The following is an 18,115-nucleotide window of genomic DNA, read 5'->3' as shown; positions in this document are numbered from 1 at the left end:
ACATATAAGCAAAAACCCTACCATTGATTGATAGGGTTAGATTTTGATTATTTAATTTCACAGGAGAAACATGTAATTTCTTTCACATATTGCTCATCAACTTCTATTCCCAATCCAGCTTTATGGCTTAACTGCAGGATGTCTTTATCGTATGTAACATTTGCCACGTCTTTTACAAACATTAAAGGCCCAACCATCTCGTTGGTATGGATAATCGACTTACTGATCGCTAGGTGTGCCCCAGCCATTGTTGCGATTGCTGATTCTACCATAGAGCCTACTTGACAAGGCATCTCTGCAGCCTCTGCCAGACTTGCAAGAGCTAGAGCTGGATAGATTCCACCTGATTTCATCAATTTTATATTTAGCATATCCGCAGCGCGCATTTCTATGACATCGACTAAATCATAAATATTATGAACACCTTCATCCACCATAATACTACAAGGTGAAAGGGCTCTAATTTCTTTTAATGCTCTTAAATCATGTGCTTTTACAGGTTGCTCGTACCAGTCTACATGACAAGCTGTTGTTTCCCTTATTACTTTTAGTGTCTCCATCCTATTCCAACCTTGATTGGCATCTACCCGGAGTTGCACCTCATCACCTATTGCTTCTCTTACCGCACGAATACGAGCAATATCTAATTCAGCATTTGTACCAACCTTAATTTTAATATTACGGAAACCCGATGCTACAAATTCACTTGCATCTTTAGCCATTTCCTCAGGACTCTTAATACTAATCACTCTTGGCACCTGTAATTCCTTATGTGCTTTTCCACCAATTAATTGATAAACTGGTTGTCCAGTTATTTTCCCCATCAAATCATAGAGCGCAATGTCCAATGCTGCTTTTGCTGAAGGAACTCCATCGATTTTTTCATTAAACTTTTTATGAATACGCTCTACTGCAAATGGGTCTTCATTAATCAATAGTGGTGCTAATTCATGTTTAATAACGTGATACGTACTCTCCCAAGTTTCACCAGTCACATTTTGATCAGGCACAGCTTCGCCCCAGCCAACTACCCCCTTATCCGTCTCGATTCTGGTAAGAATAGTAGGCATATCATCTAAATGAACATACGAAATAACGAATGGTTCCTTTAATTGTAAACGTGCTGCAAACACTTCAACCTTTTTGATCACGATGTAAAACTCCTTTTCGTATAAATAGTTTGATTATTTATGTTGCAAGATAATATTTATAAATAATTGAATCGCATTAGGAAAAACATCTTCATCTAAATCAAATCGTGGATGATGATGTGGATATTGGCTTTTTTCCCCCCCCATACCTACAAAAACAAATGCTCCAGGCTTATGTTGTAAATAATAAGAAAAGTCTTCTCCACCCATGACTGGTTCGACTACCTTAAATGCGGTATCTCCAAATTGTTCACGTACAATCGATTCAATAAATCGCGATTGTGTCGAATCATTGACGAGCGGAGGTGTTCCTAAAATAAAATCGATTTTTCCCTCTGCTCCAAATGCTCGACAAATTCCTTCTGTTAAACTTACCATTTTCGTTTTTATAATTTTTACAGTGTTCGGTGTCAAAGCTCTGATTGTTCCGGTTAATTTTGCCGTATCAGGAATAATATTATAAGTGGTTCCAGCTTGAATATTACCTACTGTAATGACACCCGCATCAATAGGATTAACATTTCTACTTATGATACTTTGAAAAGCCTGCATTAAATGGCTCGCTATATAAATAGGATCAATTGTTTCATGTGGCATTGATCCATGACCACCATATCCTTGAATTATAATTTCAAAATCATCAATAGAAGCCATCATTGGTCCATGTGTTAGTCCCATCTTCCCTTTCTCTAAACCTTGCCATAAGTGAATGCCAAAAATAGCCTCTACATCTTCCAACACACCTTTTTGAATTAATAAATCAGCACCACTTGGGGTGATTTCCTCTGCTGATTGAAATATAAGCTTAATATTCGGCTCGATTTTTTCTCTATTCAAGCTTATCCATGCAGCAACTGCTAATAAAATTGCAGTATGACCATCATGGCCACACATATGAGCAACACCCTGCTTGTTGGAGATATATGGTTTATCCCCCTCTTCTACTATAGGTAATGCATCTATATCAGCACGTAATGCAATAGTTTTTGATCCATTTGTCCCTTTTATAAATGCCACTACACCTGGAGGTTCGTAATCTAGAATTTCTATATCTAATTTCTCTAGTCTTTGGCGAATAAACTCACTTGTTTCGTATTCCTGACCCGAAAGCTCTGGGTATTGGTGCAGATGACGGCGATCCTCTATTGCTTTTTCTGCTAATTTTTTTATATTCATTATTTCCATTGTTAAACTCCTTTAGAAAGGTCCGTATTGTATGACTTGTGCTATAATAAGCGATATAACAGCTACTGTTATTTGAATAAGCATAAACGGAAAAATCCATTTTATCCATTTCCCCCAAGGAATACCCGCTATTGATAATCCCGCCATTAAAAAACCTACAGTTGGGAATATAATATTCGACATACCATCTCCAAATTGATAGGCAAGTACTGCTGTTTGTCTTGTAACGCCAATCATATCTGATAAAGGCGCCATAATCGGCATTGTTAAGGCAGCCTGTCCACTACCGGATGGTACTAAAAAATTTAAAAATAACTGGAAGATAAACATCCCTACTGCATTTAGTGCAGGTGGAACTGAATCAAGCAATGCAGACGTGTAAAATAGGATTGTATCAATTAACCCTGAGTTATTGAAAATCACTAAAATAGACTGAGCTAACCCAATGATAAGAGCGCCACCCACTAAGTCTCCTGCACCCTTCATAAATGAATTAGCAATATGTGAAGGTGATAGTTTGCCAATAAGCCCCATTAAAATACCAAACAATAAAAATAAACCGGCTATTTCGGTAATGTACCAACCTAGTTTTACAACCCCATACATCAATACGATAAAATTCAAAAGAAATGTAGCCATAACAAGCTTATGTCTTATTTCCATTTTTGAATTCCCCTGCACAAAACCACTCTCATCATTTCTGAAATTTCCATAAAATCCTATTTCAGGATTATTTTTCACTTTCTTTGCATATCGATAAACATATATTGTTGCTACTGTATATAAGACAATAAATATGACAATTCGAAAAGCAATCCCTGAAAATAAAGGCAAGCCCGCAATTTCTTGTGCTATTCCTACTGTAAACGGATTCATAACAGCTGCCGAAAATCCGACAGATGCACCTAAAATAACAATAGCAAAACCCGTAATTGCATCAAAACCTAAGGCAACAGCCAGCGGTGCAAGAATTCCTACGTACACAATCGTTTCATCAGACATCCCCATTAATGACCCAGCACAGGCGAAAAACAACATCAATACTGGTATTACTAACATTTCACGTTTAGCCATTTTTACAGATAGCATGGCGATAAAGGATTCCAATGCGCCTGTGGCTGAAAGTATTCCAAAGGTACCTCCTACAATCAATACGAAGAAAATAATACTTGCTCCTTGCATCATGCCAGAATGTACGCTGCTAAAAATATCTAAAAATCCAATGGGGTTCATCTCTGTAAAACTAAATGTTCCCGGTTGAATCACTTGACGTCCATTAACTTCTTCCCGTTGAAATGAACCAGCTGGGATAAAATACGTTAAAATAGATGCTACAACAATAAGGCAAAAGATTAACACATAAACATTAATTCCTTTTTGTTGCTCAATTTCTTTATTAGCTATAAATTTACTCATCCACCATCCTCCTTCGTTGAATCATTGATTAAAAACAAATTTTTATTACCACTATCAATGCATATCGTATCTCTCCAACATAAAAAGCCATCCCCTTTTTTTGAAATTTCCGTCTTATTCATTGTAATAGATAAAAAAATAAATAAAAAATTACTATTTCGAATAGTTACTATTGATAAATTTACATATAAATTCATCGGGATACATCAAAAAAATTACAAATAAAAAAATGTTACATTCCTGCGATTTCACCAGGTTGCAACATTCTTTTCATATACAAATCATTTAAATTGTTTTCCATGTATCTTTAACTAAATCAATAAAAGTACTTACATTACTAAATGTTTTAGCATTTTGAGGATAGATTAAATAAGTAGGTAACTTTTTAGGGAATCGGTAAAGAACTTGAAGACTCCCTTTACTTACCTCTTTTTGTATAATGAGATCACTCAGCAAGGCTAGACCCACTTGTTCCATTACTGCTCTCTTTATCGCTTCCTCGCTTCCAAATTCCACTATCGTTTGGGGCTTACACTGAATTTCTTGAAGGCAACTGACAATACAGTCATCCATACCATAGGTTATAAAGGGATAATCATCGAATATTTCCTGAACAGTATGATCCTTTATAATAAAAGGATTTCCAACTAATACCAAATCCTCTTCCTCCAATAAAATCCCCTCTACGCCAGCGTAACTCGGGTATCCAGCTACAAAACCTATATCTGCTTGATTTGAACTCACAAGTTTCGCAGTTTCTTTACTATTGGCACAAAGAAGTTTTAGGTTTACCTGGGGATATTGTTTTAAATACGAGCCGATAATATGGGATAAATAATAGCCACAATAAAATTCTGGCGCAGCAATTGTCAAATGGCCAAATGGCTTTTCGAAATTCTTTAAATCCTGTTCCATTTCCTCTATAATCCCAAATAATTGATTTGTATGTTCCTTTACTATTTTTCCTACTTGAGAAAGAAACATTTTCTTGCCTATTCGATTAATTAAGATATGTCCTAATTCTTCCTCTAACGCTTTAATTTGTTGGCTAATTGTAGGCTGGCTATAATTTAAAATTTGAGCCGCTTTTGTAAAGTTGAGGTAAGTTGAAACAACATGAAACGTTTTCAAATTACGTAAATCCATCTCTATTCACGTCCCTGCTATAAATTAAGATACATACATTTCCCTTATTAAAATTTAATTATACTTAAATCGACTATGTACGTAAGAGGGTTTTTCTTTCCATTACGTTATCAACCAACATAAAAACATGCTACCTGTTGGGATAGCATGTTTTTCATGTTTTTATTGGATAGCTTTAATACTTTGTAATCCACCATTTTCGAGAATGGCTTTACTAATAGCCTTACCTGTTGTAGTTGCCGCTAAACCACCGCGTGCTGTCTCTTTCAGGTTTGGACTCATAGATTGTCCAATGCGATACATCGCTCCAATTACTTCATCACATGGAATTCGGCTTGTGACACCTGCTAGCGCCATATCTGCGGCTACAAGAGAATTGGCAGCGCCCATTGCATTACGTTTAACACAAGGTACTTCCACTAAACCTGCTACAGGATCACAAACAAGGCCCAGCATATTTTTTAACGTAATCGCAAATGCTTCTGAACATTGTTGTGGTGTTCCTCCAGCCATCTCAACAATAGCTGCCGCTGCCATACCTGCCGCTGAACCAACCTCTGCCTGGCAGCCACCTTCAGCACCTGAGATGGAAGCATTATTAGCCACAACAAAGCCAAATGCACCAGATGTAAATAAATAACGAATCATTTGCTCACGAGTTGGATTCAGTTTATTTTTCACCGCAAAAAGAGTACCTGGTACAACCCCTGCGGAACCTGCTGTTGGCGTTGCACAAATTGTTCCCATTGCTGCATTGACTTCATTGGTTGCAACTGCTTTACTTACTGCATCTAATAATAAATCCCCCGAAAGTGATTTTCCTTGTGCAATGTAATTTTGAAGTAACACGGCGTCCCCACCAGTTAAACCTGTAACGGATTGTACACCCTTTAATCCACGTTCAACCGCTTCTTCCATCACGGTTAGGTTTCGATCCATTTGTTGAATAATTTCTTCTCTTGTTCTGCCAGTTATCAATATTTCCTGCTCAATCATAATTTCTGATATTAATTTATCTTCCTGTTCTGCTCGTTCCACAAGCTCCCGAACATTATGAAATAAAACGTCCATTCTGGGACACCCCCTTAATTATTAATTTTAGATACTTTTGTAATATATGGAATTAACGAAATCTGCTGTAGCACTTTTTCCTCAATATTTTGATCGACTTCAATAACCATTAAAGCTGTTAAACCACGTTCTATACGTGATACTTCCATATGTCCAATATTAACCTCGTGCATCGCTAAGCAATTGGCTACGTTTGCTATGCAGCCAGCACGATCGTCATGTACAACAAGAATCGCCGGCATGCCACCTGTTAAACGTAATTTAAAGCCATTTACTTCACTTACTTCTATTTTACCGCCGCCAATAGAAATCCCGACAACAGACATTTCACCTTCATCGTCTCCAATAACTAGACGTGCCGTATTTGGATGCTCAGTATTAGCTGTTTCTGGAATAAATTCATATACCAATCCTGCTTTTTCTGCATCTTCAAATGCCGTTTTAATACGATCATCAAATGTGTCGTAGTTCAATAAGCCCCCAACGATGGCAACATCTGTCCCATGCCCTCTATACGTTTCTGCGAACGAACCATATAAATGAATTTTCGCCCATTTAGGTTGTCTACCAAATAAATCCCTTGCAACTCGTCCGATACGAGCCGCACCTGCCGTATGAGAGGAGGAAGGCCCAATCATCACTGGTCCAATAATATCAAAAACCGAAGTAAATTTCATACAAACACCCCTCTATTCTATTCCTATAATAATATTTATATTTACTTATATCATGCTTGATAGTTACTACAAAAGTAAAGTATTTAATTTGTCAGCTTTCAGAAAATTACCACTACTATAATTTGTGGCCAAACTAGATATGTTATACTTTGTCCATACCCTGTGCACATACAACAAAAACCGTTGATATTCCAATATTTCCAATTTTTATATCTTCTAGATACGTACATTCAACTATGAATAGTACGTATGTTTCCGACTAAACAGAGACATCACTTTCTTTGTAGCATAAACAAAAGCAGTACACATTTTGTGCACTGCTTTCTTTACGGGATAGCAAAGTGGCATGTAATTATTCTACTGAAATAATATATGGATATAACCCTTGTTTTCCATCAAATAATTCAACTTCTACGTCTGGGTAGTTCTTCTCAATGAATGCTACTAGCTCTGTAGCATCTTGTTCAGTTGTATCCTCTCCATAAATAACTGTGACAATTTCTGCATCCTCATCAACTAAATCGATGATTACTTTTTCAGCTGCATCTTTTAAAGCTGGTGTAGAAAGGACAATTTTCCCTTCTGCTAACGCCATAAAATCATCTTTATGGATTTCAACACCATCAATAGATGTATCACGCACAGCATAAGTTACTTGACCAGTCTTTACATTTGCAAATGCTTCAGTCATCGACTTCTTGTTTAGGTCAACGGCTGCTTCTGGATTAAATGCTAAAATCGCAGCCATACCTTGAGGAATTGTCTTCGTTGGGACAACTGCTGCTTCAATTTCTAACAGCTCTACAGCTTGCTCTGCAGCCATCACAATATTTTTATTATTTGGGAGGATTAAAACTTTTTCTGCACCAATTTCTTGTACCGCTTTCACGATATCTTCTGTTGAGGGGTTCATCGTTTGCCCGCCTTCAATGACATAAGACGCACCAATAGAACGCAATAATCCTGCAACACCCTCGCCCATCGCAATTGTTACAATAGCATATGGATGTTTCTCTATTTTTTTCGTTGTCATAGGTGCCTTATGCTCTTCACCAACGATAGCTGAGTGTTGCTCACGCATATTATCGACTTTTATTTTCATCAGACTACCATATTTTTGTCCAATTGATAAAACAGAACCTGGCTGCTCAGAATGGATATGAACCTTGGCAATTTCTTCATCAGAAATAACAAGTAACGAATCTCCTAAAGGACTTAATTCTTGACGGAATTGCTCCTCATTAAATGGCTCTTTCCCATCTTCTAAGCGCACCATTATTTCTGTACAATAGCCAAATTCAATATCTTCAGTGTTCATAAAGTCTTGAGCTCTATGATGCTCGGCATTGATTAGGTCATCTAATGTCGCATTATTTTTCTCTGGGAGAGGCTCGCCTTTTAAAGAAGCTAAAAATCCTTCATAGACAAACAATAAGCCTTGGCCACCACTATCGACAACCCCTACCTCTTTTAAAACAGGTAATAAATCAGGTGTACGATCTAATGATGCCTTTGCCTCTGCAGTAAAAGCTTCCATAACTGCAATGATATCGGTTTCAGTTTCTGCCACTTCCACACCTTTTTTTGCCGCTTCTCGAGCAACTGTCAGTATTGTTCCTTCGACAGGTTTCATAACGGCTTTATATGCTGTATCTACACCAGCTTGGAAGGCACTAGCAAAACCTTTCGCATCAATTGTCGCTTCTTTTTCAATGAATTTTCCAAATCCACGGAATAATTGTGATAGGATTACACCAGAATTTCCACGGGCTCCCATTAATAAACCTTTTGATAAGGCCTGTGCCGTTTTACCGATATGCTCTGAAGCAGAAAGCTCCGTTTCCTTTGCTCCAGATGTCATCGATAAGTTCATATTTGTCCCTGTGTCACCATCTGGTACTGGGAAAACATTTAATGAATCTACATAATTTGCATTTTGGTATAGGTGATGCGCACCCATTTGTACCATTTCTGCAAACTTTATACCGTCTAAAGACTGCATTCGATTTAGTTCCTCCTCTTAATTCGCTACACGAACGCCCTGTACAAAGATATTGACAGATTTTACGCTCATACCCAATGTTTTATCTACTGTATATTTCACTTTCGACTGTACTTGGTAAGCAACTTCCGAAATTTTTGTCCCGTAACTAACAATAATGTACATATCAATATGTAAATCGTCGTCTTGTTGTCGAATCACAACACCTTTTGTGAAGTTTTCTTTACGTAAAATATCAGTTAGACCATCACGAATTTGATGTTTAGATGCCATGCCAACAATCCCGTAGCATTCTACAGCAGCACCACCAGCAATTTGTGCAAGTACATCTGTTGAAATATCAATTTGGCCGAATTCATTGTTTAACTCAATTGACATAGAAATGCCCCCTTGGCTCTTTTTGACTAAAGTATATTGTAACACTTTCGTTGTAATTTAAGCAACCTAAGGGGGTAAAGAAAGGCTATGTAGCAACGTTTTGTGACTTTAAATCGACGTATTTGTGGATTCATCGAAAATGGTCTTCTTCCAATTAAATTTATTTTCACCAATTTGTTTTATGAAATATAACGCTCGATCAGCAAGTTCACAGCCTATTTATTTACCCTCATATCTCAAAATCTTACCATGACACATGCCTATGTGAGCATCTCCTTATATTTACTTCCAATATAGATTTTTTTCAGCATGAACATGACAAGTCAATACTAGAAATAAAAAAAGCTGATACTATAAAAGCATCAACTTTTTATTGTATTTAATTAAAATAAGCTTTTTATAAGAGTATCTATCATAATAGGCATTTCTTTAAAGGCACTATCTACATGTAATCTTTCTGTTTTTTGGTGTGCATCCTTTCCAAATGGTCCTACATTTAAAACCGGTCCTTGTAATGCGGTCATTTCTTTAAATGGAATATTATACGTATTCCCCCATACAGGTGTATTACGCTCGAAGGCTAACCATTCATCTGATTCATCTGTATAGTTCACATAGCTTAAATCACAAATCCCGTTAAAATAATGTATTTGCTGCACTTCAATGTCGAATGTTTGCGCTGTTTTCTTCATTAATTCAATCGATTTTACAACAAGTGGATGATTGGATGAATTAATAGCCGGGTAATAAGGTGGTGCATATAACAGAACAGTGGCTGGTGCTAATTCCTGACAACGTATCATGAGCTGATCAACGATACGAATTGACTTTTCACGGTCATCCCATGTACTTTGCTTAAGAACTTGAGATTTGATAGAATCGACTTCTTCAGCCCCCAGTTTCCGGACGGCATGTTCTAAGAGAGCTTCATATCGTAATACGTTGACTGTCCCCACACCTTGTACTTTTTCTCGTTTACAGATTTGCAAATACTGTTCGTTACAAGCCGACATTGCTTGGAATGCGACCTTTTCAAATATATCCATTACTTCTGCTGCTGTACGTTTTAATAAAAATACATTATAAAGAGCAGCAGCACGATATGGTGTTTGTGTAGAGTATTCCATTTTCAAGTCTTTTAGCTGTAAAGATACCGGAAGTGGTGTGCTCTCTCCTAAATCTGTTTCGCGGAAAAGAGGATTCCACTCCATATGCTGTGTCATATAAGAAGCAATAAAATTAGCTGTCATTCCCTTTAAAGGCTCACCGACATGTGTTTCTTTGCCATAAAATAGAGCAGCAGGCATAATCTTACCAATAGTGCCTGAATAAATATATTCATTTGTATCAGCGGGTCCTTGTGAAAAGGACGGTTCACTATTTAAAAATAATTGGTACGTTAAATCATACTGTTCACGTATTCTTACAAGCTCTACAACCGCGGCTCTCATTCCCGCTGAATTCACTTCTTCATCTGGGACCGCAGTTAAAATTAAATTAATGGGCCATTGCTCGAAGCTTGCCTTTTCAATTAGCTGCATGTGTAATGCCAGTCCCATTTTCATATCCATTGTGCCACGACCAAACAAATAATTACCTGATTCCAAATCAATTTTAGCGGCTTCTGGTAAATCCTTTTTGTATTTATGCTCCATTAGCTTTTTAGTCAATTCCTCAGGGAAAAAAGCTAGAGGCTCTAACTCACCATATTCCTCAGTATGCACTGTATCGAAATGACTTATTAGCACTACTGTATCGATTGCTGTAGGATGTTTATATAAAGCAGTTACAGCGTTTCTTCCAAGACCTGCCTCATGCAATTCGATAAACTCAGGGTGCTGAGTAAAATATGGAAGCGCTAACAGTTTATTTTTCAATTTATAGGCAAATTCATTTTCCCCCTCAGTCAATGTTCTACTATCCCAGCTAACAATTTCACATAGTAGTGCTCGCAGTTTTTCTGGGGTATTCCACATGTAATTTTCCATAAAAATTCTCCTTTAAATCGAACTCGTTAGAGGGTTTTTAACGAATATCTGATGACTCTTCATTTTTGGTGTCTGTAGTAGCATTAGATGCTTTTTTTAATTTCAATCGATAAAAAATCATACAGGCAATAAAAAAGCCAATGCCATACAATAGGCCAATTCTTTGGGTTGGATCAAATGCTAAAAAAATCAGAATTACTAAGCAAAAGAAAATACAAAATATAGGTATTAACGGAAATAATGGTGTTTTAAATTTTAAATCTGCCAAATTTCCACCAGACTTTATATAACGATAGCGGAACATTAATTGAGAAGCACAAATGCCCATCCATGAAATCGTGACAGATATTCCTGCAACCGACATTAATAAAACAAATACCGCATCTGCTTCCATCACACTTGTTAATAATGATAATAGTGAGAAAGCCATCGTAAAGATTAGTGCATTTAGAGGTACTTTATTTTTAGTAAGACGCCCAAATAATTTTGGTGCCATTCCCTCATGTGACATAGAGAACAGTAAACGAGTTGACGCATACAAACATGAATTACCGACAGATAGGATTGCGGTTAAAATAACAAAATTCATAATACCTGCTGCATAGGGAACACCAGCTATATGCATCAACGTCACAAATGGACTCTCCATTAGACCAAGCTCTGAGGATGGGAAGATGGCTGATAATACGATAATAGAAGCAATATAAAAAACTATAATTCTAAAAAGAATTGTCCGAATAGCTCTTGGTATATTTTTTTCAGGATTTTCGGTTTCACCAGCTGCAATTCCCACAAGCTCTGACCCTTGATAAGAAAAAATAACATTCATCATCGTGACAAAAATAATGGAAATACCCGCTGGGAATAAGCCAGACGGTGCTAAATTTGTCAAATGAGGTGTTGGACGATCTGCTAAAGGTATCAAGCCAAAAATAGCAGCCCCACCTATGATGATAAAGGCAATAACTGCGATTACTTTAATACTCGCAAACCAAAATTCTGCTTCAGCAAACCCCTTTGTAGTTAAAGCATTTAAGACAAATAAAAGAACCATAAATACAGCACACCATATCCAAATAGGTATATCTGGAAACCAATGCTGCATTAAAATTCCAGCAGCTGTAAACTCAACACCCGCTGTCGCCGCTGACCCGACAAAGTACATCCAGCCCAATGAAAATCCAGCTGAGGGGCTAATAAAACGTGTAGCATATGTTTGAAAGGAACCGGTAACAGGCATGTAAACAGCTAATTCCCCTAGACAATTCATGACCATAAATAAAATTAACCCACCGAATAAATAGCCAATTAGTGCTCCACCTGGGCCCGCTTGATTAATGGTATAGCCAACATTTAAAAATAACCCTGTTCCGATAACTCCCCCTAGAGAAAGCATTAATAAGTGACGACTTTTCATCGAACGGTTTAGTTGTTGATTGTGAAATTGATCCCCATTATCCAACATCCATTTAACCCTCCCATATATTGTGAATTTATAGAATATTCTGATATATAAACAACCAAAGTACCCAATCAATTTATCTCTTTTAAATTGATTGGGTTAAGCAGTCCTACTTAAAAACGTAATGATAGGCAGCTTAAGCCACCATCATGTTTTCTAAATTCGGACATCTCTAGTTCAATCGTTTGATAACCTAGGTCAAGTAATTTGCGATTTGTTTCTGGGTATCCAGCTGGAATAATAATATAATCATTGACTTGGATACAGTTAGCAGAGTATTCATCTTCCTTTGGAATGATAATTTTTTCATAGGATTCAAATGCCGGATGATCCACGAACTCACCAGCTAGCACCATACGATTGTCTCCTACATAAGCAATACCAGTTTTTAAATGGAAGAATTCTTTTAATGGGATAATCGTCGCCTCATAGCCCTCTTGTTCAACGATTTCCTTAAATTGTTGAGCCCCTTCTTCATTTGTACGATCTGAAATTCCTACATAAAATTTCTTTTCAGCCTGTAATACATCTCCTCCATCAAGCGTTCCAGATCCTTTTATATAATAAATTTTATCGTAGAATTGCTTTACAGCAGGTTCGATATCTTCAATTTCACGGTTACGAGCAGCAGCCCCTGGATTTGAAATGATAGCAAATTCTGGTGTTAAAACAGCCGTATCCTCTACAAATGTTGAGTCAGGAAATGCCTCATTTACTGGTAATTGTGTTACCTCTACCCCACATTTTTTTAAAGCCTCTACATACTTTTCATGCTGTTCATATAATTTTTCTAAAATTGGTTTTCCTAAATCACTAGTTGTTAAACCGTTTACAAAACTATTTCCTGGATTTTTAACAATAACATTTTTAAACATATTCTTTTCTCTCCTTTTATGCTCTTATTACTGGACAAGTCAGACATGTAGGGCCGCCTGTTCCTAACACAGAAATTTGATGACCTTTATATTCAAAAACTGTTGCACCAGCTTGAATCAGTTGCTGTTTTGTGACCGTGTTTCCTTCAGGAATAACACAAACTCGTGGTGCAAGCGCTAACACATTACAGCCAAGTGTATCGTATTCATCCTTTGGAACTTCCACTAACTGAATACCTCTTTCCACTAGCAATTGGCGGAAAAATACAGGCATTAAACGGGAATGTACAACAGCTAAATCTTTATCAACCATACTAATGAAAGACATTAGATGTAAGCATTCAGCTTCACCTAAATCATGTGGTAGCTGGACAACAATAAATTCATCTACCATTTCAGCTGTCATTTCTTTTAGCTGACGAATGGCTTCATCATTTGTTCGATATCCCCTACCGACAGCAAGTGTTCGATCATCTAACCAAACAATGTCTCCACCATCTGCTACTGCATCGCCAGTGAGTTCTCCAATTATTGAAATACCCTTGTCCTGTAAAAATGCTTTGTAGATGGAAGCCTCTGGCTGTCTTAATTTTTTTCCAGACTTTAATAAAATGGCACCCTTTTGCGTGAATTTTACTGGATCATGGGCATAAAGCGAATCTAGCCCCACCTCGTCTGACAATGGTAGATAATCAATTGTGTCAACATACTTTTTAAGAATCTCAACAAACTCTGCATATTCCTTTAATGCTTCTTCAAAGTTGGGCTCAGATAAGTAGTTAAAAGTTTTCCATTCATCACTAAGATGTTTCTGGCTTCGGAAAGCATCTTTTGGATGTTTTACTATGACGTGTTTTAAAGGTGTATACATTGATGAGCAATAATGCATTCCCTTCACTCCTTTTCCGTTTAGTGGAAAACGTTTCCGTTAAGAGGAAAGTTTATATGAAAAATATATGCGTTTTATGTTATACTGTCAATATATTTAGAAAACTTTTATTTTTCACTTTCTTCTCAAACTACTAAGAAGGCTCTGCTGTATTTGGTCGGAATTTTCAATTCCCATTCTTTTTGTCTTAAAATTATTTATTGAATGAAGTTTGACTTTTCATAGTACCTCAGGGGCCCAGTAAGATTGGAACTAGACGTAGATGGAGAATAAAAATAAAATAGGAGAAAAGGAGGTAGGACAAATGCAATTATTAGAGCGAGCTATGACTATTGCGAAGGTTTTAGCTTCTGAAGCAAATGACAGTAGCTTGTCCATTTCAGAGCTTTCAACAAAATGTGATTTACCTCTAAGTACTTTACATAGAATTTTAAAAGCGATGATTAACCAAGGAATGATTGAGCAAGATGAACAAACCAAACATTATCGACTCGGTACCATTTGGATGGAACTCGGTTTGCAAGTCTACGATACGATGGATTATATTAGCAAAATCCGACCAGAGTTAGAGCGATTAGCAAGAGATGTTGAGGAAAGTGTATATTTAAGTAAGCCAGCAGGTTTAGATACGATTATTATTGAAAGAATAGATAGTGCTGCTAATCCGATTCGTATTTATGACCAATTGGGTATTCGTATACCACTACATATCGGAGCAGCCAATAAAGCTATTCTTGCCTCTATGTCTCCCTCACACTCGAAAGAAATATTAGATCAGCTAGTAACACAAGATGAAATACCTGAGTTGGAGGAACAGCTTCGTCAAATTCGACAACAAGGTTATGCGATTAGTCACGGAGAACGAACAGCTGGTACTTCTTCCATTGCCGTTTCCGTTTTAGATGGTTTTGGTGAAGTCGTAGGAGCAGTTAGCATCGGTTTCGTTAGCTTCAATGTTTCGCAAGAGCACGTTCAAACACTCATTGAACGTTTAGTTAATACTGGAAAACGCGTCTCACTGAAACTTGGTTATCGAGGAAAAGATTAGAAGAACTGATTCTTTCAAAGAAAATCTATTTTTGTTCACCAATTTTGCCTGTAAAGGTTTTTTTCTTGAAAGGTTATGTGAAAACTGTTGCACTGAGCGCCATCGTATGTTAAATTATTATGGTATGTGAAATACCGAACTGAAATATAATAATCTTTCAGCATCAACAGTAAGGAGGGAATACAACATGCCAAAACAATGTGTAATCACAGGACGTAAAGCTCGTACTGGTAACAACCGTTCCCACGCTATGAACGCTAACAAACGTACTTGGGGTGCTAACCTTCAAAAAGTTCGTATCTTAGTTGACGGTAAACCAAAACGTGTATGGGTTTCTGCTCGTGCATTAAAATCAGGTAAAATCGAGCGCGTTTAATCGACGCTTCTAAAAAATCGATTTCGCTTTGAGCGTAAATCGATTTTTTTCTTTTGTTATAGAATGATTAACTGCATAAAAATCTACATATAGCAAAGAATGAAAAAATCCGACTACTTTTAGTCGGATTTTTTTACTTTCTTATCTTTTTTAAATAGGTTAATACATGTGCGCGTGATACTACTAACAAATTTCGGCAATTGGAACGTATATACTTTCAGGACTCTCTCCCCCTTACGCTAATCTATGCTTCTTATCATTAAACATATGCCTCTTGAGAAAGATATAGACCCTGAAGTTCCTATTATTTCATTACTTGTAAATCGCGATGTACCTAAAGTGATTTCTTCTTTCGTTGTTTCATATTTTACTTGCCTTAATGTCACATCTTTAATAGGCTCTTCATGTGCAAAGAAGGATAAGTAACGGTATCGGCTATCTGCATAAATAGCATGTGTACCCGGCAATAAAAATTGCAACATATTTGTATGATTAATAATCTTGAATACAATGTGTGGATGCTCTTTTTGTAAACGATAAATAGAGCGAACAGCTGCCTCGTAATGATCTAAACGCCCTCCAGTAACACCTGTCAAAATAATTTCTTGAGGTGCAAACGTAAATGCTTTAAGCAAGGCTAAATCTGTATCTGTTTCATTTTTCTCTTCCTTAAAACGTTGCTGATCATTTGTCTGTGCCAACACCAACTGATATTCTTCATCTGATAATGAATCAAAATCACCAACAATTGCATGTGGCGTAATACCCTGCTCTATTAAATACAAAGCCCCTCGATCTGCACCAATAAACACTACATCCCGTTGTGATTGAAGCGTTGTGAGCGAGCATAGTTCTTGTTTTGGACCACCTGCACAAACAACGACTGTCGTCATCCTTTAATCGCTGCCTCACCAGCCGCTAAAATTTCCTGAAGTGCAGCTGTTCGATCCTCTTTACTATAGATGGCTGACCCTGCCACAAAAATCGTCGCCCCTGCCTGTGCACATGGAACAATCGTTTCTGCTGTAATTCCACCGTCAATTTCAATAGCGATGTCCAACCCACGCTCTTTAATCAGTGTTGATAAAGCCTCAATTTTAGGCACAACCGAATGAATGAATTTTTGTCCGCCAAACCCTGGATTGACAGTCATTAATAATACCATATCGATATCTTCTAGGACATGCTGAATAGATTCGATTGGTGTATGTGGATTTAATACAACCCCCGCCTTTATACCATACGAACGGATTAATTGGATTGTTCGATGTAAATGACGACATGCTTCAGCATGCACCGTAATATAGTCTGCTCCAGCTTGAGCAAACTGTTCAATATACTGATCTGGGTTTTCAATCATTAAATGTACATCTAATGGTAAATCTGTTAATGGACGGATAGCATCTAATACGATTGAGCCAAATGAAATATTCGGCACAAAATGGCCATCCATCACATCTATATGAATTAGCTTTGCACCCGCTTGCTCTACTTCCTTTACTTCTTCTCCTAATTTCGCAAAATTAGCTGCTAAAATTGATGGTGCTATTTGTATCATCCCTTAATACCTCGGCTTTCGATCCATAATTTCTTGCATAAATTGTTCGTAATGTTTATAGCGGTAGTCACGAATTTCTCCTGCTTCTACTGACGCTTTAACTGCACATTTAGGCTCTTTCATGTGTAAACAGCCTCTGAATTTACAATGATCCGCCATTCTAGCTATTTCAGGAAAACATGCGCCTAATTCTTCTTTCTCAATTTCATCAAAATCAAACGAACTGAATCCAGGAGTATCGGCCAATAAACCATCACAGACCTCAATCAATTCGACGTGACGTGTTGTATGTTTTCCTCGCCCTAGGCTCTGTGAGATAATACCTGTTTTTAAATTTAATTCGGGGATTAATGTATTCAGCAATGTTGATTTTCCAACACCAGATTGGCCTGCTAGGACAGTTGTTTTTCCCTTTAAAATAGGCTGCAATCTTTCCACCAATTCTTCTTCATCTTTGTAAGTTTGAAGAACTGTATAGCCCATATTTTCATAATCAGTTATATAACTCTGTAATTCCGTACGTTCGTCATTTTCTAGCAAATCCATTTTTGTTAGACAAATAATAGGGTGCACATGGAACGATTCTAAAACAACTAAAAAGCGATCGAGTAATATGGTATTGAAATTAGGCTCTTTTACAGAAAACACTAAAATACCTTGATCAATATTGGCAATTGGTGGCCGAACCAATTCATTTTGACGTTCTAAAATCTTTTGAATGGTCCCATCCGATCCTTCTGTTTCCAAAGAATATTCTACAATATCACCGACAAGCGGGGATTCTCCGCGATTGCGAAAGACCCCACGTCCTCGACATTGAATAAGCTGATGACCGTCATAAACATAATAATAACCACTTAATGCTTTTCTTATTTGGCCTTGCGCCATCCAAT

18 protein-coding genes are annotated in these 18,115 nt (G+C 37.1%); 2 read left to right on the top strand and 16 right to left on the bottom strand.

Translation table 11 applies throughout. The annotated features are described in order from the left end of the window. Positions 1–47 precede the first annotated feature (47 nt). From ACE1MS_RS04695 to ACE1MS_RS04640, 12 genes are all read right to left on the bottom strand, one after another. A complete protein-coding gene (locus ACE1MS_RS04695) occupies positions 48–1,151 on the bottom strand; it encodes a mandelate racemase/muconate lactonizing enzyme family protein (RefSeq protein ID WP_080718239.1) in 1,104 nt (367 codons plus the stop codon). 33 nt (positions 1,152–1,184) lie between these two features. Continuing rightward, positions 1,185–2,336 carry a M20 metallopeptidase family protein gene (locus tag ACE1MS_RS04690; RefSeq protein ID WP_289449322.1) on the bottom strand — a complete coding sequence of 384 codons (1,152 nt, stop codon included), beginning with the start codon at positions 2,334–2,336 and terminating at the stop codon, positions 1,185–1,187. Positions 2,337–2,348: 12 nt separating this feature from the next. Continuing rightward, positions 2,349–3,752 carry a YfcC family protein gene (locus tag ACE1MS_RS04685; protein ID WP_197149260.1) on the bottom strand — a complete coding sequence of 468 codons (1,404 nt, stop codon included), beginning with the start codon at positions 3,750–3,752 and terminating at the stop codon, positions 2,349–2,351. Between the two features lie 285 nt (positions 3,753–4,037). Next, complete coding sequence (locus ACE1MS_RS04680; RefSeq protein WP_012293226.1) at positions 4,038–4,898, bottom strand: LysR family transcriptional regulator; 861 nt, start codon at positions 4,896–4,898, stop codon at positions 4,038–4,040. Between the two features lie 162 nt (positions 4,899–5,060). Then, on the bottom strand, positions 5,061–5,969 hold the full coding sequence (sdaAA, locus tag ACE1MS_RS04675; protein ID WP_447402728.1) for an L-serine ammonia-lyase, iron-sulfur-dependent, subunit alpha: 909 nt from the start codon (positions 5,967–5,969) through the stop codon (positions 5,061–5,063). Positions 5,970–5,983: 14 nt separating this feature from the next. Then, on the bottom strand, positions 5,984–6,646 hold the full coding sequence (gene sdaAB / locus ACE1MS_RS04670) for an L-serine ammonia-lyase, iron-sulfur-dependent subunit beta (protein ID WP_099805047.1): 663 nt from the start codon (positions 6,644–6,646) through the stop codon (positions 5,984–5,986). 352 nt (positions 6,647–6,998) lie between these two features. After that, positions 6,999–8,648, bottom strand: a complete 1,650-nt coding sequence (locus ACE1MS_RS04665) for a DAK2 domain-containing protein (RefSeq protein ID WP_012293222.1) — start codon at positions 8,646–8,648, stop codon at positions 6,999–7,001. A gap of 18 nt (positions 8,649–8,666) precedes the next feature. Beyond that, positions 8,667–9,026: an Asp23/Gls24 family envelope stress response protein gene (locus ACE1MS_RS04660; RefSeq protein WP_012293221.1), complete on the bottom strand. Its 360-nt coding sequence runs from the start codon at positions 9,024–9,026 to the stop codon at positions 8,667–8,669. Between the two features lie 383 nt (positions 9,027–9,409). Beyond that, positions 9,410–11,014 carry a M20/M25/M40 family metallo-hydrolase gene (locus tag ACE1MS_RS04655; protein ID WP_012293220.1) on the bottom strand — a complete coding sequence of 535 codons (1,605 nt, stop codon included), beginning with the start codon at positions 11,012–11,014 and terminating at the stop codon, positions 9,410–9,412. A gap of 37 nt (positions 11,015–11,051) precedes the next feature. After that, a complete protein-coding gene (locus ACE1MS_RS04650) occupies positions 11,052–12,479 on the bottom strand; it encodes an amino acid permease (RefSeq protein ID WP_012293219.1) in 1,428 nt (475 codons plus the stop codon). Positions 12,480–12,589: 110 nt separating this feature from the next. Next, positions 12,590–13,351, bottom strand: coding sequence for a dimethylarginine dimethylaminohydrolase family protein (locus tag ACE1MS_RS04645; protein WP_031418968.1), 762 nt, complete (start codon positions 13,349–13,351; stop codon positions 12,590–12,592). Between the two features lie 16 nt (positions 13,352–13,367). Continuing rightward, complete coding sequence (locus ACE1MS_RS04640) at positions 13,368–14,240, bottom strand: dimethylarginine dimethylaminohydrolase family protein (RefSeq protein WP_447402727.1); 873 nt, start codon at positions 14,238–14,240, stop codon at positions 13,368–13,370. 304 nt (positions 14,241–14,544) lie between these two features. Between ACE1MS_RS04640 and ACE1MS_RS04635 the strand changes: the two genes are divergently transcribed. Both ACE1MS_RS04635 and rpmB read left to right on the top strand, forming a co-directional pair. After that, complete coding sequence (locus ACE1MS_RS04635) at positions 14,545–15,288, top strand: IclR family transcriptional regulator (RefSeq protein ID WP_031418966.1); 744 nt, start codon at positions 14,545–14,547, stop codon at positions 15,286–15,288. A 187-nt stretch (positions 15,289–15,475) separates the two neighbouring features. Continuing rightward, positions 15,476–15,664 (top strand): 50S ribosomal protein L28, encoded by a 189-nt coding sequence (rpmB, locus tag ACE1MS_RS04630; protein ID WP_004227417.1) that lies wholly within the window; start codon positions 15,476–15,478, stop codon positions 15,662–15,664. A 119-nt stretch (positions 15,665–15,783) separates the two neighbouring features. Here rpmB and spoVM read toward each other — a convergent pair whose 3' ends face one another. Genes spoVM through rsgA form a run of 4 tightly spaced genes read right to left on the bottom strand, consistent with a single transcriptional unit; the run spans position 15,784 to position 18,110 of the window. Beyond that, positions 15,784–15,885, bottom strand: a complete 102-nt coding sequence (spoVM, locus tag ACE1MS_RS04625) for a stage V sporulation protein SpoVM (protein ID WP_099805045.1) — start codon at positions 15,883–15,885, stop codon at positions 15,784–15,786. Between the two features lie 18 nt (positions 15,886–15,903). Continuing rightward, the gene (locus tag ACE1MS_RS04620) at positions 15,904–16,557 is read right to left on the bottom strand and encodes a thiamine diphosphokinase (RefSeq protein WP_031418965.1); all 654 of its coding nucleotides are present in this window, start codon (positions 16,555–16,557) and stop codon (positions 15,904–15,906) included. Then, positions 16,554–17,222: a ribulose-phosphate 3-epimerase gene (gene rpe, locus ACE1MS_RS04615; RefSeq protein WP_012293214.1), complete on the bottom strand. Its 669-nt coding sequence runs from the start codon at positions 17,220–17,222 to the stop codon at positions 16,554–16,556. Before rpe ends, ACE1MS_RS04620 begins: the two co-directional genes overlap by 4 nt. A 3-nt stretch (positions 17,223–17,225) precedes the next feature. Continuing rightward, the gene (gene rsgA, locus ACE1MS_RS04610) at positions 17,226–18,110 is read right to left on the bottom strand and encodes a ribosome small subunit-dependent GTPase A (protein WP_012293213.1); all 885 of its coding nucleotides are present in this window, start codon (positions 18,108–18,110) and stop codon (positions 17,226–17,228) included. Positions 18,111–18,115 lie beyond the last annotated feature (5 nt).

This window comes from Lysinibacillus sp. fkY74-1, from assembly GCF_053165895.1.
Note: the sequence above shows the minus strand (reverse complement) of the source record. Positions and strands in the feature narration are given on the sequence as shown.